Here is a 21,671-nt window from a genome sequence, read left to right as displayed (position 1 = left end):
CGGCGCTCTAGCCGACCAGCAGCAGTGCCGCGACGGTCGCCGCGAGTGCGGTGACCGCCAATCCCGCGCTGGTCCACACGAACCGGCGCATCGGGACGCGGACGCCCGCGGAGACGCAGCGCTCGTACCAGAGCAGCGTCGCCAGCGACGCCCACGGCGTGACGATGGGGCCGACGTTCGTGCCGACCAGCAGGGCCAGCAACTGGTTGTGGTTGCCAAGGGGGACAACGGATTCGCCCGCCACGTAGGCGGGCAGGTTGTTCACCAGGTTCGACAGCAGCGCGCCGGTGCCCGCCGCCCTGGCCGCGCCAGCCGCGTCGTCCGCGTCGCCCATCAGCGCGTGCACCAGATCCGCCAGCCCGTGCCGGTTCACCGTCTCCACCACGAGGAACAAGCCGATCACGAACACCAGCAGCCGCCACGGGAGCAGCGCGGGCCGCAACGCCGAACGCATCCGCACGGCGAACGCCACCACCAGGATCCCCGCCGCCACCGAGGACGCGATGCCGATCGGCACCCCGGCCAGGATGCCGACGACGAACAGCACGCACGCCACCGCCGCGACCCGGAACAGCACCGGGTCCCGAGGTTCGTGCCTGCCCGGGATGGCGTAGCCGGTCTTCGCGTCCCCCGCCCGGCGCCAGTAGAACACCCACAGGAACACCCCTGTCACCACGATCGCCGCCAGTTGCGGCGCCCACATCCGGGCGGCGAACTCCGCGGGCGCCAACGCGACCCGGTCGGCGGCGAGCAGGTTCGTCAGGTTCGACACCGGCAGCAGCAGGCTCGCCGTGTTGGCCAGCCAGACCGTGGTCATCGCCAGCGGCAACGCCTCCACCCGCAGCTTGGCCGCGAGGGCCAGCAGGACCGGGGTCAGCAGCACCGCGGTGGTGTCGAGGTTGAGCCCCATCGTGGTGACCGCGGCCAGCGCCAGGCACAGCAGGAACAGCAGCGCGTAGTGGCCGCGGCCCAGGATCGACAGCCGGGTCGCCACCACGTCGAACACCTCGGCGGTGGCGGTCAGCTCGGCCAGGATGATCACCGAGCCGAGGAACAGCAGCAGCGGCACCAGCCGCGAGATCGTGGCGCCCGCGTCGGCCGCGGGCAGCAGCCCCACCAGCACGCACGCCCCGCCCGCGAGCAGCAGACCGATCGCGACCCAGTCCAGCGCGTGCAGTTTCGGCAACCGGCGGGTGGTGGCGCCATCCAGCGGCTTGTCCGGCATGCGCGCCATGCTGCCACACGGGCGCGCTCATCCCCGGAATGGGCTAGCCATTCCCTCGAACGCAGCAAACGAGGGAATACCGGCGAATTCGACTTTTCCGGAACCGCTGTCGCGCACCCCGACCGCACCACTACCCTGTGCCGCGCGCGCACCACCACAACACCCGGGCGATTCCCACCCCGAGGAGTTCCGCCATGGAGACAGTCGACATCGTGGCGGTTCTGCCACGGCACCTCGACGACACCGCACTGGCCCTCAGCGACCGGCTCACCGACCGGATGCGGGTGGGCGGCAGCCCGTCCTGGTTCCGCCTCGGCGACCCGTTCGACCAGGCAGGACCCTGTGCCCCGCACGTGTCGCTGTTCATGCTCGCGGTCGAGACCACCGAGGTCGACGCGGTCGTGGCCGCCACCCGCGCGCTGGCCGCCGGGCTGCCCGCGCTGGTCGCCGAAGGCCAGTACTACCGGCACAACCCGGTCGGCGCCCCCGAGCTGTACTTCCGCAAGACCGCCGAGTGGATCTCGCTGCAGCGCGCGGTCGTCGCGGCCGTCGAACCGTTGCGGCGCGGCCGGTTGCGCGACACCGACCCCGCTGGCGAGAGCGTCGCCGGGCTCATCGGCGACCCGGCCCAGGACCCGGCCAGGCGCGCCCAGCTGACCCGCTTCGGCTACGACGAGATCACCGAGCAGTGGGACGGCGGCGCGACCGACCGGTTCAACCCGCACGTCACCCTCGCCTGGCCGGTCGACCCCGAGTTCCGCATCGACCTCACCGACCTGCCGCCCGCCGCCGAGTTCAGCGGTGTCCTGCCCGGTCTGGCCGTGTACGGCATGAGCCGCTACGGCACCTGCACCACCCATTTCGGCGACGCACCGTTTTCGGGGACCCCGATCGGGGGATTCGACAGCGGAAATGCGACCGGTAGGCTCAACAGCCATTCCTCGCGCCAGGCACGCGGAGAATAGCCAGGCAGGGGGCGACCCTTCCGCGCCCGCTGTTCGGCTGACGGGAGGCACGGATGAGCCCAGCGGAGTCGGATGTGGCCCAACGCCTCACCGAGGCGCGCAGGCGGCAGGGCTGGTCGGTGGTCCGGCTCGCCGTGGAGTGCGCCAGGGTGGGGGCGGGCGGGCTCGACACCACCGCCATCACCGCCATCGAGTCGGGCGCCAGGGGCGCCACGCCCGGTGAGATCTCGGTGCTGGCTCTGGCCCTCGGCGTGGCCGTCACCGAACTGGTCGAACCGGCCCCGCCCGCCGCACCCCAGCCCGCCCAGCCAACCTTGCCCAGCCAGCGGGCCTCGGTCCGCGGCCCCAGGCCACCGCGGTCGGGGCCGGTGGACTTCTTCATCAGCTACTCGCTGGTCGACGACGCCTGGGCCACCTGGATCGCGCACGAACTGGAGGCGGCCGGGTACTCGGTGATGATCCAGGCGTGGGACTTCGTGCCGGGCACGCACTTCCTGGACTTCATCGACCGGGGCATCCGCGAGTCCAGCGCGGTGATCGCCGTGCTCTCGCGCGACTACCTGCGCTCGCAGTACGGAAGGCTCGAGTGGATGGCCGCGCTGCAGGCCGCGCACGACCGCCCCGACACCAAGTTGCTGCTGCCGGTGCGGGTGGCCGACGTCTTCCCCGAGGGGCTGCTCGCCCCGATCACCTTCGTCGACCTGGTCGGCATCGACGACCCGGAGTTGGCCAAGGCGCGGCTGCTCGACCGGCTCGAACACGCCATCACCGGCCGCGCCAAGCCCGGCGGCAACCCGCGCTACCCCGGCGCGGCCGCTCAGCGACCGCCGTCGCCGGAGACCATTCCCGCGCCACGCCGCGACACCGCCAAGGCGACCTTCCCGCCCGCCGCCCCCGCCTCCGGGCCGCGCCACGAACTCGGCGTCCTGTTCGTCCCCGGCCCAAGGTTCGGTGCGGGCGGCCAGAACCCGGTCGACCGACTGGCCACTGTGGACGCGAGCCTGGCCCACCTCGGCGAAGCCGGGCTGCCCACACCGGAACTGGTCATCGTCAGCGGCAGCCTCACCGACTCCGGCACCCGCGAGCAGTTCGAGCAGGCCCGCGGTTTCCTCACCGGCCTGCGGTCCCTGCTGGGCATCGATGCGGGTCGGCTGGTGGTCGTGCCGGGTGGCGGCGACATCACCGGCCCCGCGTGCGAGGCGTACTTCGCGCAGTGCCGCGCGGAGAGCATCGACCCGGAGCCGCCGTACTTCAGCAAGTGGCTGCACTACGAGCGCCTGCACCGCGAGATCCACCCCAGCGGCACGGTGTTCGACGCGAACCAGCCCTGGTCGCTCATCGAGGTCCCCGACCTGCGGGTGGCCGTCGCCGCCCTCAACTCGACCGTCACCCGCACCCACCTGACCCATGACGAACCCGGCCACTTGGGTGCCGAGCAGCTCGCCTGGTTCGCCACCGCGCTCGCCTCCTACGAACAGGCCGGTTACCTGCGGATCGGCGTCGTCGGCCACACCCCGTCGGCGAGTGGCCCCGCCGCGCTCGACGACGCCGAGGCCCTCGACGCCACCCTCGGGGACCGCCTCAACCTGCTGCTCACCGGCGACGGCTCGGGCGGTGCCGAAATCGAGTCACGGCCGGACGGCGGTCCCGTGGTGGTGCCGCCGCGCGGTGGCCCCCGGCTGCTGCACCTCACCGCCGACGGCGTGCGGAGCTGGTCGCTCGACGGCACCCCGCGCCGGGTCGGCCACACCGAACGCCGCTGGCGCTCCGCGGGCCAGGCGTTCACCGCCCCGTCGGGCACCGGGCCCCAGCTGACCGAGGCGCCCGCTCGCTCGACCGAGGACGAGTACCCGGTCGACCAGTTGTTGCGCCGGATCACCGAGGTCCTCGAGGTCCGGCATCCCGGGGCCGCGGTGCGCAGGCTGCCCGGCCGCCCGCCGGTGCTGCGGGTCAGCTACCCGGACGGCGACGTGGTGCCGCAGTTCCTGATCGCCGCGCACATCGGCGAACCCACCGCCGCCGAGGTCGCCGCGCTGGCCAGGGTCCGCAGGCGCAACGCGGAGGACATGGTCTCCGAGCTGGTCTACCAGGGCCCCACCCCCGGGCTGACGCTGCGCTCCGACGCGCTGCGCGACGGGGTCCGGGTGCGCAGCTTCACCGAGTTCCAGGGCCTGCTCGACCTGCGCGGGTACGTCACGGCGCAGACCGAGCGGCTCGCCAAGGACCGGGTGTACCCGCCGGAGCTGTACGTGCGGCAACGCTTCCGCGAGATCGCGGGCACCGCCGCCTCCGCCGCGGCGGTGCGCGAGGACGTCGTCGGGGAACTCGTCGAGCTGCTCTCCGCCGACGAGGGCCGGTTCGTGCTGCTGATGGGCGACTTCGGCCGGGGCAAGACCTTCGCCATGCGCACCCTCGCGATGACCCTGCCTGCCCGGCTGCCGGGGGTGGCGCCGATCCTGATCGAGCTGCACGCGCTGGACAAGGCGCACAGCGTCGACGGGTTGGTCGCCGCGCACCTGGCCAACCACGGCGAGTCCCGCATCGACCTGCGCGCCTTCCGCTACCTGCTGCGCGAGGGCCGGGTCGTGCTGCTGTTCGACGGGTTCGACGAGCTGGCCAGCCGGGTCAGCTACGACCGCGCCGCCGACCACCTCACCACCCTGCTCGCCGCGGCGGAGGGCAGGGCCAAGGTCGTGGTCACCAGCCGCACCCAGCACTTCCAGAGCGACGACCAGGTCCGCACCGCGCTCGGCGAGCGGCTCGGCGCGCTGACCCAGCGGCGCGTGCTGCTGCTGGAGGACTTCAGCCAGAGCCAGATCGACGACTACCTGGTCAACCGGTACGGCGGGGACGAGCCGACCGCACGCGAACGGGTCGAGTTGATCGGCCGGGTCGACGACCTCGGCGGGCTCTCGCGCAACCCGAGGATGCTCAGCTTCGTCGCGGGTCTGGACCCCGAGCGGCTGGCCGCCGTCGCCGCCCGCGACACGATCAGCGCGGCGGGCCTCTACGAGGAGATCCTCGCCTCCTGGCTCGCCCACGAGCACCGCCGCGCGCACCCGCCCGGCTCGCCTGCGGGGTTCACCGTCGACGAACTGCGGTTCGCCGTCACCACCCTGGCGCTGCGGGTGTGGGAGTCCGACCAGGTCCTGCTGCGCCTCGACGACGTCGCCGAGGTCGCCGAGGCGCTCGCCGGGCTGGCCGACACCCCGCTGTCGCCGCCGCAGGCCACGCACGCCGTCGGCGCGGGCAGCCTGCTGGTGCGCACCGACGACGGCCTGTTCGGGTTCATCCACGCGTCGGTGATGGAGTGGTTGGTCGCCAAGGAGATCGCCCGCCAGCTCGGCCTCGGCGACGGCAGGCCCGCGCTGCTGGGCCGCCGCAAGCTCTCCCAGCTGACCGTGGACTTCCTGTGCGACCTGGGGGATCCCGGTCGGCTGCGCGAGTGGGCCGCGCACCCCGGCGGCGACCCGGTCACCGACGCCAACGCCCTCAAGATCAGCAAGCGGTTGCGCACCCCGGCCAAGACCGACATGCGGGAAGCGGTGCTGCGCGGCGAGGACCTCTCGCACCGCGACCTGTCCGGTGTGGACCTCACCGGCGCCGACCTGACCGACGCGCTGCTCATCGGCACCAAGCTCGCCAGGGCCACGCTGCGCGGCGCGACCCTGCGCCGCGCCCGCCTCGACCGGGCCGTGCTGCGCGACGCCGACCTGTCCGGGGCCGACCTCAGCGGCGCCCGGCTCGCCGAGGCCGACCTGCGCGGCGTGGTGGTCACCGGCAGCACGTGGACCAGGGCCGCCCTGATCAACGTGGTGGCGGACCCGTCGCTGCGCGCGGCCAGGGAACTGCGGTCGGCCGCGATCACCCCCGGACAGCCCGTGCTGACCGGTCTGCGTCCCGCTGGCGTCGGTGTCCAGTTCGGCTTCGAGGACGGCCGCCTGCCCCGCCCGCTGGCCTACAGCCCCGACGGCTCGCTGCTCGCCGTCGGCAGCGGCGACGGCGGTGTGCTGCTGTGCGACACGGAGAAGGGCCTGCCGCTGCGCACCCTCAACGGCCACCTGGACCGGGTGTACGCGGTCGACTTCGGCCCGCCGGACAGCGCGTTGGTCACCGTCGCCGCAGACGGGACCGTGCGGTTCTGGGACCCGGCGACCGGCGAGCCGGGCGTGGTGGTCGCCGATGGCGTCGGGCACACCGCGCCGGTGTGGCCGCTGCGGATCTCCCCGGACGGCACGGTGGTGGCCTACGGCGACAGCGCTGGCGAGGTCGTCGTGCGCTCGGTCCCCGGCGGCGAACAGGTGCACCGGCTCGGCGGGCACGTGGAACGGGTGTGGGCGATCGCGTTCCACCCGGGCGGGTCGCTGCTGGCCAGCGCCGACGAGTCGGGCGCGGTGCGGATCTGGGACCTGGCCACCGGCACCGAGCGGCACCGGTTCGCCAGCCCCGGCGCGGCCGTCTACACCCTGGACTTCAGCCACGACGGCCGGTTGCTCGTGGTCGGCGGCCAGCACGCGCACCTGCGGCTGTTCGACGTCGAGTCCGGCACCGAGGCGCACCGGCTCGAGGGGCACACCGGGCACGTCTACGCGGCCACCTTCCACCCGCACCGCGACGTCGTGGCCACCGGCGACATCTCCGGTTCGGTGCGGTTGTGGACGATCCCGCCGACCGGCAGGCCCACCTCCGAGGCGTTGCAGCACCGGCACGCCACCAACGTGTACCACCTCGCGTTCAGCCCCGACGGCCGCACGCTCGCCAGCGGCGACAGCGACGGCACCCTGCGCGTGTGGGACACCACCACCGGCCAGGAGACCCAGGAACTCGCCGCGCACCGCGGCGCGGTGTGGCCGCTGGCTTTCCGCGCGGACTCCGCGCAGTTGGCCACCACCGGCCGCGACGGCGCGGTCCGGCTGTGGGACCCGGCCAGCGGCAGGCAGCGGTTCGAGGTGCACGGCCACGGCCGCCGGGTCACCCAGGTGGACTTCAACCCCGCGGGCGACCTGCTCGCCGCGGCGGGCAACGACGGTGTCGTGCGGGTCTGGGACCCGGCAACCGGCCGCAGGCTCCAGGTCCTCACCGGGCGCGGCGACCAGCTCACCGGCGCGGTGTTCAACCCGGTGAGACCGCTGCTGGCCACGGCGAGCAACGACGGCGGCATGCACCTGTGGCAGTTGAGCACCTGGCACTCGGGCCAAGAGGTCGACGTCGAGACCGAGTACGTCTGGGCCAGCGCGTTCTCCCCGGACGGCGAGGTGCTGGCCACCGCCAACGACGACGACACCGTCCGGCTGTGGTGGCAGGCGACCGGCCGCGAGGTGCTGGTGCTGCTCGAACACCGCGGCCGGGTGCGCTCGATCGTCTTCAGCCCGGACGGCTCGCTGGTCGCCACCGGCTGCGACGACACGAAGGTCCGGCTGTTCGACCGCGAGACCGGCGCCTGCCTGGCCACCCTGGAGGGGCACACCGACCGGGTCTACGACGTGCGGTTCAGCCCGGACGGGCAACTGCTGGCCAGCGTCAGCAACGACGGCACCGCGGTGCTGTGGCGGGTCGCCGACCACGAGCTGGTCCGGGTGTTCACCGCGCAGCGCGGCAGGTTGTGGGCTGGCGCGTTCAGCCCGGACGGCCGCGTGCTGGCCGTGGCCGGTGACGACGCGGTGATCTACCTGTGGGAGGCCGGGACCGGGACCGTGCTGGCCCGCATGGCCGGGCACACCAGGCGGGTGCTGTCACTGGCGTTCAGCCCGGACGGGCGGACGCTGGCCAGCGGCGCCGCCGACGGCACCACCCGGCTGTGGGACGTGGCCGAGCGCGGGCTGCGGCTGACGATGATCGGCCTGCCCGAGGCATCGGCCGCGGTGACCCCGGACGGCCGGTACAAGGTCGAGGGCACCCAGGCGGGGGAGTTCTGGCACGCGGTCGGGCTGTGCCGCTTCGAGGTCGGCGAGCTCGACGGGGTGCTGCGCGAGGTGCACGCGGTGCCGCCGGAGGAGCCGTTCTGAGCCGGTCAGGGCCGCCGGAGCCCGGCGACGACGAGAGATCCGCCGAGGGTGGGCCAGCGGCGGGCGGCCCAGCGCGACCGGAACTCGCGGCGGCGGGTGCGCCAGACGACGTGGTTGGACCGCGGCGGCGACGGCACGAACCCCGCCGCGCGCAGGCCGGTGGCCAGCAGCGGGTAGGTGAACGGGCGGATGTGCAGGTGCAGGTACTCGTGGAACGGGTCGACCTGCCGGGGCGCCCGGCCGAACAGGAACCGCACCCTGTCCTGGGCGGGCGCCAGGTTGGGCGTGGTCAGCACCAGCACCCCGCCCGGCCGCAGCACCCGGTGGCACTCGGCCAGCAGCAGCGCCGGGTCGTAGACGTGCTCGATGATCTCCCCGGCCAGGACGCCGTCGAGCGAACGCGACCGGAACGGCAAGAGGTCGCCGACGTCCAGGCGCACAGCCGGGAACCCGGCGTCGAGCGCCACCCGGCACGCGTCGGTGACCACGTCGCAGGCGATCGGGCGCAGGCCGCGCTGGGTGAGCAGGGCCGCGACCTCGCCGCCGCCCGCGCCGAGATCGGCCACGACGGCGCCGCGCGGCAGGTGTTCGGAGAGCAGGTCCAGCGCGTGCCGCAGCCGCAGCCGGTGGTAGGGGTCGCCCAGGTAACCCGCGACCTCGTCACCCGAGTAGCCGCGCACGTTGGCCGCCGTGGCCCGGGACTGCGCTCGCCGCACCCGACCATGATCGCAGACCGTGGCTGAGGCGAGGAGGCCGCGCGTGCGGATCGACCACATAGTGTGGGACTGGAACGGAACCCTCTTCGACGACGGCGACGCGTTGGTGCGCGCCACGATAGAGGCGTTCTCCCGCAGCGGTCTGCCAGAGGTGACCGTGACCGGGTACCAGGAGAACTTCACCCGCCCCATCACGGACTTCTACGAACGCCTTGCGGGACAAGCCCTTACCGCACAACAACAGCTCGACATCAACGCGCACTTCCAACGCTCTTACGCCGACCTGCTTGAGCAAGCCCGGCTCCACGCCCACACCGTGGCGGCGCTGGCAGCGTGGAAAGACGCCGGGAGAACCCAGTCGCTGCTGTCGATGTACCCGCACGAACACCTGGTCGCCTTACCGCAGTTCCACGCGATCGCCCACTTCTTCGACCGGGTGGACGGCATGCGATCCGATGAGCCGCAACGCAAAGAACCCCACCTGCGCAGACACCTCGACGCCGTGGGGGTCGAGGGCGTGCTCATCGTGGGGGACAGCGACGACGACATCCGCGCCGCACGGGCCTGCGGTGTTCCGTGCCTGCTCTACCACCCGACTCGCGGCGCCCTGGTGAGCCAAACCCGCGCGGAAGGCCTTGGCGTGCCAGTCGTGCGCGAGTTGGGAGACGCGGTCCGTTGGGCGTTGGGGGAGCGGCCGTGAAACCGCTCCCCCTGGAATCAGGGCCGCAGCAGGTAGTCGATCTCCCGCTGCCGGGTCGTGGTGTCGTTGAAGTACGCGGTGTGCCCCACGCCGGTCCAGGTCAGCAGGCGTGAACCCGAGATCTGGCAAGCCAGCCCGATCCCCCAGGAGTGCGGGGTCGCCGGGTCGTGCTCGCCGCTGACCACCAGGATCGGCGGCGCGCCGCGCACCGGCGTCGGCCCCCACGGGTTCTTCGCCGGGATCGGCCAGCCCAAGCAGCCCGCCTGCACGTCCCACCCCTCGACGTGGCCGCGGGTGTTCGGCGCCACCGCGCGGATCTCGGCGAGGCGCGCGGTCATGTCGGCGAACGAGCGGATGTCACTCGGGAAGTCGTGGCACGCGATCACCCGGTACGCCGGAGCGCTGCCGCCCTCCTCGAACCCCGTGCGGTCCCGGATCGCGGTCGCCAGGTCGGGCCAGTAGTCGGTGAGGCTGAGCAGACCGTAGGCGGAGTAGCCGATCTGCTCGGCGGTCAGCCCGTCCGCGCCGCTGTCGAGCAGCGCCCGGTACTCGGCCGCCACATCCCGACCGTGCAGCGCGCACGAGGTGTCGGTGGCGCACCACCGCGCGAACGCGCCGAACACGTCCTCGGTCGCCCGCGCCTCGTCGACGGCCATCCGGCGGCTGCCGATCGTGTGGTCCACCGCGCCGTCGAGCACCGCGGCGCGCACCCGGTTCGGGTACATCCCCGCGTAGGTCGCCCCCAACATGGAGCCGTACGACAGCCCGAGCCAGCTGATCTTCTGCTCGCCCAGCGCCGCCCGCACGACGTCGATGTCACGGGCGGCGCTGACCGTGTCGACGTGATCGATCAGCGGTCCGGTCGCCGTCCGGCAACTCGCGGCGACCGAGCGGTTGTAGGCGATCAGGCGGTCGTACTCCGCGCGGGTCGTCGGGAACTGCGTCACCCCGGGCCCGTTCGGCGGCACCGGGCAGGCGATGGCCGGTCTGCTCTCCCCGACGCCGCGCGGGTCGAGGCCGATGATGTCGAAGCGCGCCCGCAGGTCCGCCGGGAACAACTCCGTGCCGTGGTCGCGCAGCAGGGCCCGTCCAGGGCCGCCCGGCCCACCGGGGTTGATCACCAACACCCCGATCCGCCTGGCCGGGTCGGTCGCGGGCAACCGGCTCACCGCCACCGTGATCTTCGCCCCGCCCGGCCGCGACCAGTCCAGCGGTACCCGCACCTCGCCGCAGTCCGCGGCGCCACACCGTTGCCACGCGATCCCCTCGGCCACGGCGGGCACGGCGGTGAGCACCGAGCCGACGAGCACGAGCGGGACCGCGAGGGTCCATTTCCTCCACATAGGACGAGCCTGGCCGGGCCCGGTGTTGCCCGGCGTCCACCCGTGGGTTGATCGGCACACCGCCCGCCCGGCCGATGTGGACGCACGGTGAGCATCCGCGCACGCGATCCGAGCCGCGGGTCCGGATATCGCCGTGGCGGTGGGATTCGGGTCGGATCCGGGTGCGTTCCGGTTGCCCCGGCCACTCGATCCGGTGGCGCTCATTACGTTCATGTCGGGGTGCGCCCCGGTCGATGACAGGTGAGCAGGAATCCCACTGAGGACCGTGACCGGGAGGGCAGGCGGTGAGCGAGATCGCGCGGTTGGCGGCGTTGCACGAGTACGGAGTGCTCGACGCGCCCGCCGACGACGAGCTGTCGGCGGTGGTGCGGGTGGCCGCGCACGTCGCCGGAGTGCCCACCGCGAGCCTGAACCTGCTCGACGAGCACCGCCAGTGCCAGCTGACCACGGTCGGCTTCGACGGCGCCAACTCCCCGCGCGTGGACTCGATGTGCGAGACCGTCGTCAGCACCGGTGTCGCGGTGCACGTGCCCGACGCCAGCCTCGACGACCGCTTCGCCGACAACCCCTGGGTCACCGGCGCGATCGGCAAGGTCCGCGGCTACCTGTCGGTGCCGCTGATCACCCCCGACGGCCACGTGCTCGGCACGCTGTGCGCGTTCGACACCGAGACCAGGGAGTTCACCGACGACCAGGTCGCGGCGCTGGGGGACCTGGCGCGGGTCGTGCTGGGGCTGTTCGAGCGGCGCAAGCACGCCAGGATCACCAGTGCGCTGGCCGCCGAGGCCGAGTCGGCGCGCGCACTCGCCGAGAACTACGCCCGCGACCTCGAAGCGCGCCAAGAGCTGACCGACGCCGTCCACGAGACCATCGACGTCGCCATCGTCGCCTGCGACGAGCACGGCAGGCTCACCCTGTTCAACCGCGCCTCCCGCGACTGGCACGGCCTCGACCCCGACCCCGAGCTGGACCCGGCCGACTGGTCGCACCGCTACAGCCTCTACGCCGCCGACGGCGTCACCCCGCTCGCGCAGGACGACGTCCCGCTGCGCCGCGCGCTGACCACCGGCTCGGTGGCCGACGTGGAGATGGTCATCGCCCCGCACGGCCGCGAGCCGGTCCGCGTGGTGTGCACCGGCCGCGCCCTCAAGCGCGCCGACGGCACCCCGCTCGGCGCGGTCGTGTCGATGAGCGACGTGACGGTCGAACGCGCGCAGCGCCAGGAACTGGCCGACCGCGAGCGGCTGCTGGCCACCATCCTCGACACCGCGCCGGACGCGTTCATCGTCGCCGACGCCCGCGGCGCGGTCACCGCGTGGAACCCCGCCGCCGAGGCGATGTTCGGCTGGACCGCCGAGCAGGCCACCGGTCGCCGCCTCGACGAGCTGATCATCCCGGCCAGCCTCGCCAAGGCGCACAACGACAGCCTCGTCGCCCGCGCCGAGACCGGCGTGCCCCGCCTGCACGACGGCCTCGTCCAGGTCCCGGCCCGCCGCCGCGACGGCAGCGGGTTGCTGGTCGAGCTGAGCCTGGCGTCGTTCACCTGGCGCGGCGAGCGGCGGTTCCACGCGTTCCTGCGCGACGTCACCGAGCGCGAGGCCGCCCGCGAGCGGGTCGCGCTGGCCAACAGCGAACTGGCCGCCGCCAACGACGAGCTCGACCGGTTCACCGCGATGGTCGCCCACGACCTCAAGTCGCCGCTGACCGCCATCACCGCCTACACCGAAGTGGTCGCCGACCTCATCGCCGACCGCGGCGCGGCCGAGCGCACGGCACTGGCGGCGATCTCCCGCGCCGCGGGCCGGATGACGGTCATGATCGACGACCTGCTCGCGCACGCCCGCTCGTCGCACGAGTCCCTCGGCCTGCGCGAGGTCGACCTCGACGGCATCGTCGACGACCTCGCCGCCGAGCTCAGCGCGGGCAGCGCCAGGGTGGAGATCACCCGCGACCGCCTCCCCGAGGTGCCCGGCCACCCCACCCTGCTGCGCCAGGTCATGGCCAACCTCCTGGGCAACGCCGTGAAGTACGTCGCCCCCGGGGTGACCCCCCGCGTCCACGTCGCCGCCGAATGGGTCGACGGCGCCGTCACCATCACCACCAGCGACAACGGCATCGGCATCGCCCCCGACGCCAGGGAGCGGGTCTTCGCCCTCTTCCACCGCGCCGACACCGTCAGCGACTACCAGGGCACCGGCATCGGCCTCAGCACCTGCCGCCGAATAGTAGAACGCCACGGCGGCCAGATCTGGATCGAACCCAACCACCCCGGCGGCACCCGGGTCCGCTTCACCGTGCCCGCCAGCCCCACCGCCCCACCCCCACGCACCAGCGACACCCCAGCCCCCAACCGCCACCCAGCCCCCCGCCGCTAGCCCCATCCACAACCGCTAGCCCCATCCACAACCGCTGGCCCCATCCACAGCCCTGTTCACCACTCACCCACCAGCCGCGCGTCCCACTAGGCTGGGAACCGGGGGCTTCCCCATCAGTTGATCTTGCATCTCCCGAGAACCCGCACCGCCGTCGTGCCCCGGCGCGACACCGCCCCATCCACAACGGTGTCGCCTGTCCGCAGCCCAGTTCGCCGCCCGCCCATCCTCTGCGCACCCCACTACGATGGAAACTGGGGGCTCCTCCTCCGGTTGATCTTGCGTCTCCCGAGGTCCACCGCCTCGTCGGCGACCGTGTAGGCCCACGTCCGGCACGGCATTTGCCCTCTTCCGCAACGGTTTCGCTTGTCCACGGGCTTGTCGTCATGAGGACCGGACGCTAGGAGTCGACCCACTACGGGGAAGACCTTGACCTGGTGGCAGTCGTCACGCAATTTAACTAAGCTAATTAGCGACTTACCTAGTAGTCTATCGGTCATGCCTTCCTCTGCCCGCGCGTCTCGTCGCGCCGACATGCCACCCGCCACCGGGCCGGACCACTTGTCCGGCAGGCGACCGGTCGAGTCCCCTGGCGTGGGCAACGCGGTGATGGAGCGCCTGCAAGAGGTAGGGGTGCTGACGCGGGTGGTCGAGCAGCGGCTGAGCGGCGCGCTGGGGATCAACGCCACCGACCTGGCGGCCCTGGAGCACCTCACGACCGACGGACCGCTGACCGCCAAGGACCTCGCGGACAGGCTGCGGGTCTCGACGGCGGCGAGCACGCACATCGTCGACCGGCTCGAGAAGGCCGGGCACATCGTCCGCCGCCCGCACCCCACCGATCGCCGCAAGGTGATGGTCGAGCCGGTCGCGGAGTCAATGGACCGGCTCTTCGGTCACCTGCGTCCGCTACTGCGCGGCGTGGAGGGCCTCGTCGAAGCGCTGGCCCCCCGTGACAGGGATGTCGTGGAGGCCTTCCTGACCGGAGTCGTGCAGATCTACACGGACACGGCGGATTCCTTCCCCCAAGGCTGACACCTCGCTGCGGACGACAAGCCGCCACACCTACCCAACCGGGGTGCGTTCGTTGCGCGCGCGAATGGCCTCCGGCGTGCGAATGCGCCCTGGAAACGGGCGCTACCACCAGAATCTGGAGAAAATCATGTCTGTACCCGAGAAGAAGATGTCGCGGAAGGCGGTGTGGTGGCTGCTGGCCACGGTGCTCGTCGTCGAGCTGATGGATCTGCTCGACTCGACGATCGTCAACGTGGCGGGCCCGTCGCTGGAGAAGTCGCTGGATTCGAGCCCGGTCGGCTTGCAGTGGGTGATCGGCGGCTACGCCCTGACCCTCGGCGCGGGCCTCGTGCTCGGCGGGCGGCTCGGCGACCGCTACGGCCGCCGCCCGATGTTCCTGTTCGGCCTCGTGGCCTTCACCGTCGCGTCGCTCCTGTGCGCGATCGCGCCGAGCGTCGGCCTGCTGATCACCCTCCGCCTCGTCCAGGGTGTGGCGGGGGCGATGATGCTGCCGCAGGGCCTCGGCATCCTGCGCGACAACCTGGCTCCCCGCGACCTCACCAAGGCCCTCGCGATCTTCGGGCCGGTACTGGGGCTCGGCGGTGTCCTTGGCCCGGTACTGGGTGGCGCGCTGGTCGACTGGGACCTGTTCGGTCTCGGCTGGCGGCTGGTGTTCCTGGTCAACGTCCCGGTCGGTCTAGTGGCATTGGTGTTCGCCTGGCGGCTGGTGCCCCGCGGCGGCGGGACCAGGACGCTGCGCGTGGACGTCGTCGGAGCCGTGCTTGTCGCTGCCGCGTCCGCGCTGCTGGTCCTTCCGCTCAACGAGGGACAGGCCGCGGGATGGCCGTTGTGGACGTGGCTTTCGCTGTCCGCCGCCGCGCTCGGCTACGTCGGATTCGCGCTGTGGCAGCGCCGGGTCGTGCGCCTGGACCGCGATCCGCTGGTCACCCCGGCCCTGTTCGGCAAACCCGCGTTCACCGTCGGACTGGTCGCGGTCGCGTTGTTCTTCGGCGGGCTGATCGGCACCCAGTTGGTGCTCACGTTCTTCCTGCAGATCGGCCAGGGGTTCACCGCCGGACAGGCCGGGCTGGGCAACCTCCCGGTCGCACTGGGAACCGCCGTCGGCGGCGGCATCAGCGGAGGCCTGCTCGCCGCCAAACTCGGCCGCAGGGTGCTGCAAGCCGGGGCCATCGTCCAGTTCGCCGGTGTCGCCTGGCTGTGGCTCGCCCTGGCCGACACCACGGACTTCACGATCTGGCAGATCGTGCCCGGCAGCGCTGTCGCCGGTATCGGCGCGGGCATCGTGATCGCCGCGGTGTTCAACACCGTGCTCGGCGCCGTCGATGACGATGAGGTCGGCTCCGCCTCCGGCGTCCTGTCCGCGGTCCAGTCCATCGGCGGCTCGGTCGGTGTCGCGGTGTTCAGCACCGTGTTCTTCGCAGGCGCCCTCAGCGGTGCGGCGACCGAGAGCTTCCGTGACGCCCTCGTGGTCCAGGCGATCGTCATCGGACTGTTCCTGCTCATCTCACCGCTGTTCCCCCGTCGCGCCCGCCCCGACGACGCGGACCTCGCCGCCGATACCGACACCACGACACCGGCGGACATCGTGGACGCGGACACCACGCTGGCGAGCGCCGCGCCAGCGCCCCGGACCGCCGACGGCTCCCGCTGATCATGGGCACCGGTCACCACCCGGTGCCCATGATCAGGCCCCGCCGCCACTCCTCGAGGAGGACACCCACGTCCCGCGCCGTCCTGATCTCCGGCGCCAGCATCGCTGGGCCCGCACTCGCCTATTGGCTCCACCAGCACGGCACGACCGCGACCGGATCCGCGCGTCCGCTGGCTTCGCTACGGTGGAGCGGGTGACCGCTGTGGCGTTAGGTGAGTCCGGGTTGACCACGCCTGTGTCGGCGTACCGCCTCCAGGTCTAGGCGAGTCTCCGCCCGTCCAACATCTGCTCGAGCGCGTCCTCGTCGTGCTGGACCCGAAGTGGCTTGTTCGGGGCGGGTTCGTGCGGTGTCGATCAGTCGTCCGCAGGGGTGTTGCGCTTTCCACCGTGCGGGGTCTTGCGGGTGCGGTGCAGGAGGATCGCGAGGTCTATCCGTATTTGGTGGAGGGTGTCGGCGAGGGTGTCGATCCGGTGTTCGATGTCGTCTAGTCGCGTTGCTACGGGGTCTTGGTATTCGGGTTGGTCGTGGTGTGGTGGTTCGTTGCCCTCGTATATGGCGGTGAGGTGGTGGGGGTGCCAATCGAGCGCGGTGGAGAGGGCTTCGAGGGTTCGGGTGCTGCGTTTGCGCTGGATGGTGTTGTATTGCAGTTCCCGGATGACTGCTTGGGAGACTTGGGATCGGGTGGCGAGTTCTCGTTGGCGCCAGCCGAGTTCGCGGAGGCGGTGGTCGAGGGCGCGTGCGACCGCGTGCCATCCGGTGTGGGGTCGGTTCATCCGGTGGGCGTGTCGGCGGGCTGTTCGTGGTGGCCGGTGGGGACGGATTCGGCGACGATCCGGGCGTGTTCGGCGCGGATGTCGTGTGGGGCGGTGTCGAGCCGGTCCACGATGTCGGTGATCAGGTCGCGTAGGGCGGGCGGGATGTCGGCGTGGTGAAGTTCGCCGAGGGCCACGTGGTGGGGTTCGGGGTCGGGTCTGTAGGCGAGTTCTCGGAGGTGGTCGAGGTCGAGGCATAGCGCGCGTGAGAGTCGGGAGAGTGTGAGGGGGTGGCGGTTGGATTGCTTGGTGTTGCGGGCGAGTTCTTTGACGACAGTGAGGGACACGCGTGACCGGAGGGCGAGTTGTGGTTCTGTGATGCCGATTTGGGTCATGCGGAGTTGGATGAGTGCGGCCACATCGGCCCAGTTCCCGGTGCTGTGGGGCATGTCAGGGGGTCCAGAGGGTGGGGATTCGGGCGATGACGAGTCGGGGAGCTAGTGAGTGGTCGGGGCGAGGAAGCGGATGGCTGCTTATGCGGTGGTGTGTCCGCTCGCGGTGACCGTGCCGTTCGATGATGCGGTGGTCGGGTTCTCGTTGATGGCTGTGGTGGCCAGGGTGAGGAACTGTTGTAGGGCGGTGTCGGTGAAGGTGAGCATGATGGCGCCGTCGACGCGGCCGCCGAGGGTGAACTCGATCTCGCCCGGGGCGCTGCTCTCGTAGGTCATCGAGCAGCCGGTGGCGAGCTTGGCGTAGATGTCGACCGTGGGCGTCTGCACGGGGTGGAACCTCATGTTTCCGTCGTATGCCTGATCCACGCGACTGTGGTGTCGGGTGGTGGTGAATCTGAGAAACCCTTTGCGGTAACGGGGTGGTGTTGGTCTGCGGGTTTGGCGACACCGGATCGGGCGGCGAGTTCGTGTTGTGTCCACTCGAGTTCGGCCAGTCGTTGGCTGATGCAGTGTCCGACGGCCGCCCAGTCACGCTCGTTCATGGGGGCGGGGTATGAGTGTTCACTTGGTCTCTCGTGGCGCTCATGATCCGACTCCCGCGCTGGCGAGCCGGGCGCTGGTGAACGCGACGACGCGATCGAGGGCGGTCTGGTGACCGTGAGAGGGCAACAGGTCGTGCGGTAGATCGAGATCGTGCAGGACCTGGTTGACGTGCCGGTCGGCCAATGCGCGAAAGTCGAGGTTCGGGTCGCGACGCTTGTTGACCCCCAACGGCAAAACAGGATCCAAGGTGGTCCGCAGCAGCAGGTCGTAGTGGGCGCTGTGCGAGCGGACCAGCGACTCCAGGGACGCGACCGCCGCCGCGTCTGGCTGTTCGCCGCGGTAGGCGTAGGCGGCGCGGTAGTAGCCGAGCGCGTCCGGGACGGCGCGGTCGACCAGCACGACGTCGGCGTGCAGCCAGGCTTCGAGTTCGTTGCTGATACCGCGGGTGATGAACCACAGAGTGGAGGCATAGGTGTGGTTGAACAGGATCGGCAACCCGATCCGCTGCGCCTGTTCACCCAGATCCGCCACGGTGGCGACTTGGATGTCGTCACGGCGCAGCTCGTGCGCGAGCCGCGCGAGGAACGTGGACTTGCCGGTGGAATGCGTTCCCAGCACGCCGATCATGACTGGACGCTCGACACTCACCACAATCCCCCCTCGGTCACGTCGAAGCCGGGCAACGCCGCGACACGCACCAGCACAGACCAGTCGCCGCAGTGCTCCGCCAGCGTGGCCAGGAGACGTGCGGTCATCCACGCGTCAAAACCAGCGCGGTGCCGCTGACCCGGAAACTCCCCGGGGTTGACACCGGTGTGGACGATGAGGCGATCCAGGCCGTAGCCGTCCAGGTCTGGCCAGACATGCCTGGCCAGACGAAGAGTGTCGAGCACCAACGGCGGTGTCCAACCCGGAAGGTGCGCGGCCAGCACACGCTGCTCCACCGCGGCGTTGTGCGCGACGATCACCCGGTCGGCCAGCACACCCGTGACCTCGTCGGCTACCTCTTGCCAGGTGGGACTGTCGGCGACATCGGCGTTGCTGATGCCGTGGACTTTGCGCGTCACCACCGAACTGATCGGCAACCTCGGCCGCACCAACCACGTCGCTACGCGCGACGGGTGCAATGGCTGATCTAGTGCGAGCACGCCGATCTCGACGATCTCCGGTGGCTGGCCGCCGTTGCCCTCGACATCCACGACCGTGAGGCGTTGCCCGGCCAGCACCCGTGGAATGGGATGGGTCACGACTCCTCCTGCGTATTAGAGGCCCAGCCAATGTCGGCTCGGCCATGCCTGCGTGGCTTGTGCGGCTTGGCCACATCATGGACCTGGAAGCCGAGCCCATGTTGCATCCGATATCGGCGCTGCTCGTCCAACCCCTGTACCACGATCGCCCGATCGGTGATCTCCACCAACCTCCCGCCCAGGTCCTCCGCCAACGCGGCCACCGGGCCTTCCGCGGGCCGCGTCCACGCGGTCGCGCAACGCTGCAACTGGGTGGCCGGGCAGATGTCGCACAGTTCGCGGATACCGAAGTGCCCGTTGTAGTCCGCCACAGTGTGCGCATATGCCACCGCGCAGCTCGTCTTGCGGAACAACGGCGATCCATGTCCCCGCGTTCCCGCTGCGGCCAGGATCCGGCGCTCCGGGTCCTGAGGGAAGATCTTGCGCCGTGCCCCGTCCTCGTAGGGCTCGGGCAGCCCGTGGGCCCGGTAGTAGTCGCGGATCTCGTCCTTGAAGAACAACCCCGTGAACACCGTCGCGTGCGCATGTCGGCTCAGGTCGACCAGAGCTGTGGACAGGTGCTCGTTGGTGTCGTTGAGGCCGGGCACGATCGGCCGCCAGTACAACACCACCCGATACCGATCCGCGTGCTCGAACGCGATCTTCAACGACGACGCGGCGATGGTCGAGTCGACTGGCTCGATCCTGTCGTCGTTGATACCCGACCACGTGACCAACAAGGTGACTTTGATGTTTCGCAACGAGTTGAGCGCCGCACAGTCTTCCTCCGTGACCCGCCACCGGGTGATCACCAGCACGTGATTGGTCAACCCACGCTCGTCCAACAGCCGCAACGTGGCGAGGGTGTGCGGCTTGACCACCGGCAGCATCGGGTCCGTGGCCCGGTTGAAGATCTGCACCGGGGTGACGTGCGCCTGGAAGTGCGCGTGCCCCACCAGAAGGTCGACCGCGTCCTCGTCGGACATCAACGCGCGGGGGACCTTCATCGCGAAGTTGTCGAACAAGTGCCGCACGCAATACCCACAATCCAACGGGCACCCCACAACGTGGTTCAGGCTCAACCCGCTCTTGCGGTACTCGATCACCTCCAACAACTCCGGCCGCAATCCAGCCCGTTGCGTCGCGCTCAACACGGGCAGGGATCGCATCCCCGCTGTCTGTCGAGTGATCGTCACGATGGACCCGCTTCCTGTGCTCACAGACCTCTGGTCCGCTCATTCGAGCAAGACCGCGAGCACGGCGGTAAGGAGGCAACAAGGGCGCAACCAGCATGCGCGCCGATTTGCCTCCTGAGCGGAGGCGCATCGTCGACAGCGCCCCCGAGCCGCTACCAGGCATGCCTATGCTGCAAGACGAGAGCCGACTTGACCGTGGAGATCAACGATGGAACACGTCATGCCGAATGCCGGGGCTACCGTTGGCCTCGCCGGGGAGATCCGGGCACGACGCAAGGAAGCCGGACTCAGCCACGCCCAGCTCGCAGCGCAGGTCGGCTACTCCCGGCAGTACGTGTCCCTGGCCGAGCGACCCGGGGGTCTCCCGTCAGCGGATCTGATCAAGGCGATCGACCATGCGCTCGCCGCAGGTGGCGCGTTGATTGAGTTGCGGGAGGTGACGGCACAGGTTCGCACAAGTCAACGTGAATCCCGCATCGCCGTCATACCCGGTGCCCTGACAGCAACGGTGCCGTTTGACACCGTACGCGCGGCCGCGGGCGAGGCGGTGAGATTCGCTCGTCGTCACGGTGGTCATGGGCTGCATGGCGCCGTGCTGGAGCAACTGGAGGCGGAGGTGCTGCGCCTGGCGAACGAGTTCTTGGAGGATGCGCCGACCGCGGTCGTGGCGCGGTGTCGAAGTATCCGAGACGAGTTGTTCCGACTGCTTGACCAGCCGCGATGGCCGCAGCAGGCACGTCGGTTGCACGCGCTCGCCGCGCGGACCTGCGGCTACCTGGCGATCGCCGACAGCGACTTCTTCGGCGAGTACGCCGCCGCCGAGGACCATGCCCGCAGCGCCTGGCAGCTGGCCGAGCTCGCCGACCACGACGAGCTCCGATCCTGGGTGCGCAGCGTGCAGTCGGCCATCGCGTACTGGGCAGGCCAATGGCGGACAGCCGACGAGTTCGCGGCTGAAGCTCTGGAGCTGGCCAGCACTCGATCGAGCGCCTCACGCGCCATCGCCATGCGAGCCCGCGCCTTGGCCCGTCTCGGTGACGTCGCTGCCCTGCGGCGCACAGCAGAGATTCAGGTGCCCGACCAGGCGCGCGCCGACGAGACCGGGATTGTCCTGTTCACCGACATGAACCTCCAACGCTGCCTCGGTGGGGCCTACCTGTGGATCGGCGACCACGACAACGCCCAAACCCACCTGGAGCAAGCCCTGGACGGCTACGAACGAGACCGTGCGTTCGACTACGCGGTCATCGCCGTCACCCGACTCGACTTGGCGGCCACACACCTAGGCCGTGGCGAGCTGGAGGCCGCTGTCGCTGTCGCCGAACCCGTGCTCACCATGCCTGCTACCCGCCGTCTGGAAGGTGCGCGGCGCAGGGTGCGCGACCTCCGAAGCGACCTGGCCACCGCGGCATTCCACGCTGATCCGGTCGCCCGTGCGTGGGCGGATGAGCTGGACGCGTTCGCCACCCACACGGTCCTGGCGGGCTAA

16 protein-coding genes are annotated in these 21,671 nt (G+C 71.0%); 7 read left to right on the top strand and 9 right to left on the bottom strand.

The window, feature by feature from the left end:
* Positions 1-7: 7 nt before the first annotated feature.
* Positions 8-1,225, bottom strand: a complete 1,218-nt coding sequence (locus JOD54_RS28810) for an ArsB/NhaD family transporter (protein ID WP_239573547.1) — start codon at positions 1,223-1,225, stop codon at positions 8-10.
* Positions 1,226-1,419: 194 nt separating this feature from the next.
* Here JOD54_RS28810 and JOD54_RS28805 point away from each other — a divergent pair, with 194 nt between their 5' ends.
* Both JOD54_RS28805 and JOD54_RS28800 read left to right on the top strand, forming a co-directional pair.
* Positions 1,420-2,190 carry a hypothetical protein gene (locus JOD54_RS28805; protein WP_204455094.1) on the top strand — a complete coding sequence of 257 codons (771 nt, stop codon included), beginning with the start codon at positions 1,420-1,422 and terminating at the stop codon, positions 2,188-2,190.
* Between the two features lie 53 nt (positions 2,191-2,243).
* Positions 2,244-8,195, top strand: a complete 5,952-nt coding sequence (locus tag JOD54_RS28800) for a WD40 domain-containing protein (protein ID WP_204455093.1) — start codon at positions 2,244-2,246, stop codon at positions 8,193-8,195.
* A 5-nt stretch (positions 8,196-8,200) separates the two neighbouring features.
* On the opposite strand, the gene JOD54_RS28795 is transcribed toward JOD54_RS28800, so the two are convergent.
* Complete coding sequence (locus tag JOD54_RS28795) at positions 8,201-8,911, bottom strand: class I SAM-dependent methyltransferase (protein WP_204455092.1); 711 nt, start codon at positions 8,909-8,911, stop codon at positions 8,201-8,203.
* Between the two features lie 43 nt (positions 8,912-8,954).
* Here JOD54_RS28795 and JOD54_RS28790 point away from each other — a divergent pair, with 43 nt between their 5' ends.
* Complete coding sequence (locus tag JOD54_RS28790; protein WP_204455091.1) at positions 8,955-9,611, top strand: HAD family hydrolase; 657 nt, start codon at positions 8,955-8,957, stop codon at positions 9,609-9,611.
* Between the two features lie 17 nt (positions 9,612-9,628).
* On the opposite strand, the gene JOD54_RS28785 is transcribed toward JOD54_RS28790, so the two are convergent.
* Positions 9,629-10,954, bottom strand: a complete 1,326-nt coding sequence (locus tag JOD54_RS28785) for an alpha/beta hydrolase (RefSeq protein ID WP_204455090.1) — start codon at positions 10,952-10,954, stop codon at positions 9,629-9,631.
* Positions 10,955-11,238: 284 nt separating this feature from the next.
* Here JOD54_RS28785 and JOD54_RS28780 point away from each other — a divergent pair, with 284 nt between their 5' ends.
* The 3 genes from JOD54_RS28780 to JOD54_RS28770 all read left to right on the top strand — a co-directional run bounded on the left by JOD54_RS28780 (position 11,239) and on the right by JOD54_RS28770 (position 16,012).
* Positions 11,239-13,329: a GAF domain-containing sensor histidine kinase gene (locus tag JOD54_RS28780; protein WP_204455089.1), complete on the top strand. Its 2,091-nt coding sequence runs from the start codon at positions 11,239-11,241 to the stop codon at positions 13,327-13,329.
* Positions 13,330-13,824: 495 nt separating this feature from the next.
* Positions 13,825-14,361 carry a MarR family winged helix-turn-helix transcriptional regulator gene (locus JOD54_RS28775; protein WP_239573545.1) on the top strand — a complete coding sequence of 179 codons (537 nt, stop codon included), beginning with the start codon at positions 13,825-13,827 and terminating at the stop codon, positions 14,359-14,361.
* Positions 14,362-14,488: 127 nt separating this feature from the next.
* Positions 14,489-16,012, top strand: coding sequence for an MFS transporter (locus JOD54_RS28770; protein WP_239573544.1), 1,524 nt, complete (start codon positions 14,489-14,491; stop codon positions 16,010-16,012).
* A 354-nt stretch (positions 16,013-16,366) separates the two neighbouring features.
* Here the strand turns inward: JOD54_RS28770 and JOD54_RS28765 are convergent, their stop codons facing one another.
* From JOD54_RS28765 to JOD54_RS28740, 6 genes are all read right to left on the bottom strand, one after another.
* Complete coding sequence (locus JOD54_RS28765) at positions 16,367-16,786, bottom strand: helix-turn-helix domain-containing protein (RefSeq protein ID WP_204455088.1); 420 nt, start codon at positions 16,784-16,786, stop codon at positions 16,367-16,369.
* Positions 16,783-17,214 carry a hypothetical protein gene (locus JOD54_RS28760; protein WP_204455087.1) on the bottom strand — a complete coding sequence of 144 codons (432 nt, stop codon included), beginning with the start codon at positions 17,212-17,214 and terminating at the stop codon, positions 16,783-16,785. The genes JOD54_RS28765 and JOD54_RS28760 overlap by 4 nt, the downstream gene beginning before the upstream one ends.
* An 84-nt stretch (positions 17,215-17,298) precedes the next feature.
* Complete coding sequence (locus tag JOD54_RS28755) at positions 17,299-17,559, bottom strand: hypothetical protein (RefSeq protein ID WP_204455086.1); 261 nt, start codon at positions 17,557-17,559, stop codon at positions 17,299-17,301.
* 240 nt (positions 17,560-17,799) lie between these two features.
* Positions 17,800-18,387, bottom strand: coding sequence for an AAA family ATPase (locus tag JOD54_RS28750; RefSeq protein ID WP_204455085.1), 588 nt, complete (start codon positions 18,385-18,387; stop codon positions 17,800-17,802).
* 17 nt (positions 18,388-18,404) lie between these two features.
* Complete coding sequence (locus JOD54_RS28745) at positions 18,405-19,007, bottom strand: 3'-5' exonuclease (protein ID WP_204455084.1); 603 nt, start codon at positions 19,005-19,007, stop codon at positions 18,405-18,407.
* Positions 19,004-20,155, bottom strand: coding sequence for a radical SAM protein (locus JOD54_RS28740; RefSeq protein WP_204455083.1), 1,152 nt, complete (start codon positions 20,153-20,155; stop codon positions 19,004-19,006). Before JOD54_RS28740 ends, JOD54_RS28745 begins: the two co-directional genes overlap by 4 nt.
* 235 nt (positions 20,156-20,390) lie before the next feature.
* Between JOD54_RS28740 and JOD54_RS28735 the strand changes: the two genes are divergently transcribed.
* Entirely contained in the window at positions 20,391-21,671 is a 1,281-nt protein-coding gene (locus tag JOD54_RS28735) for an NsdA family TPR-like regulatory protein (protein WP_204455082.1), read from the top strand.

The organism is Actinokineospora baliensis (genome assembly GCF_016907695.1).
In the GTDB taxonomy this organism is placed as follows: Bacteria; Actinomycetota; Actinomycetes; order Mycobacteriales; family Pseudonocardiaceae; genus Actinokineospora; species Actinokineospora baliensis.
Note: the sequence above shows the minus strand (reverse complement) of the source record. Positions and strands in the feature narration are given on the sequence as shown.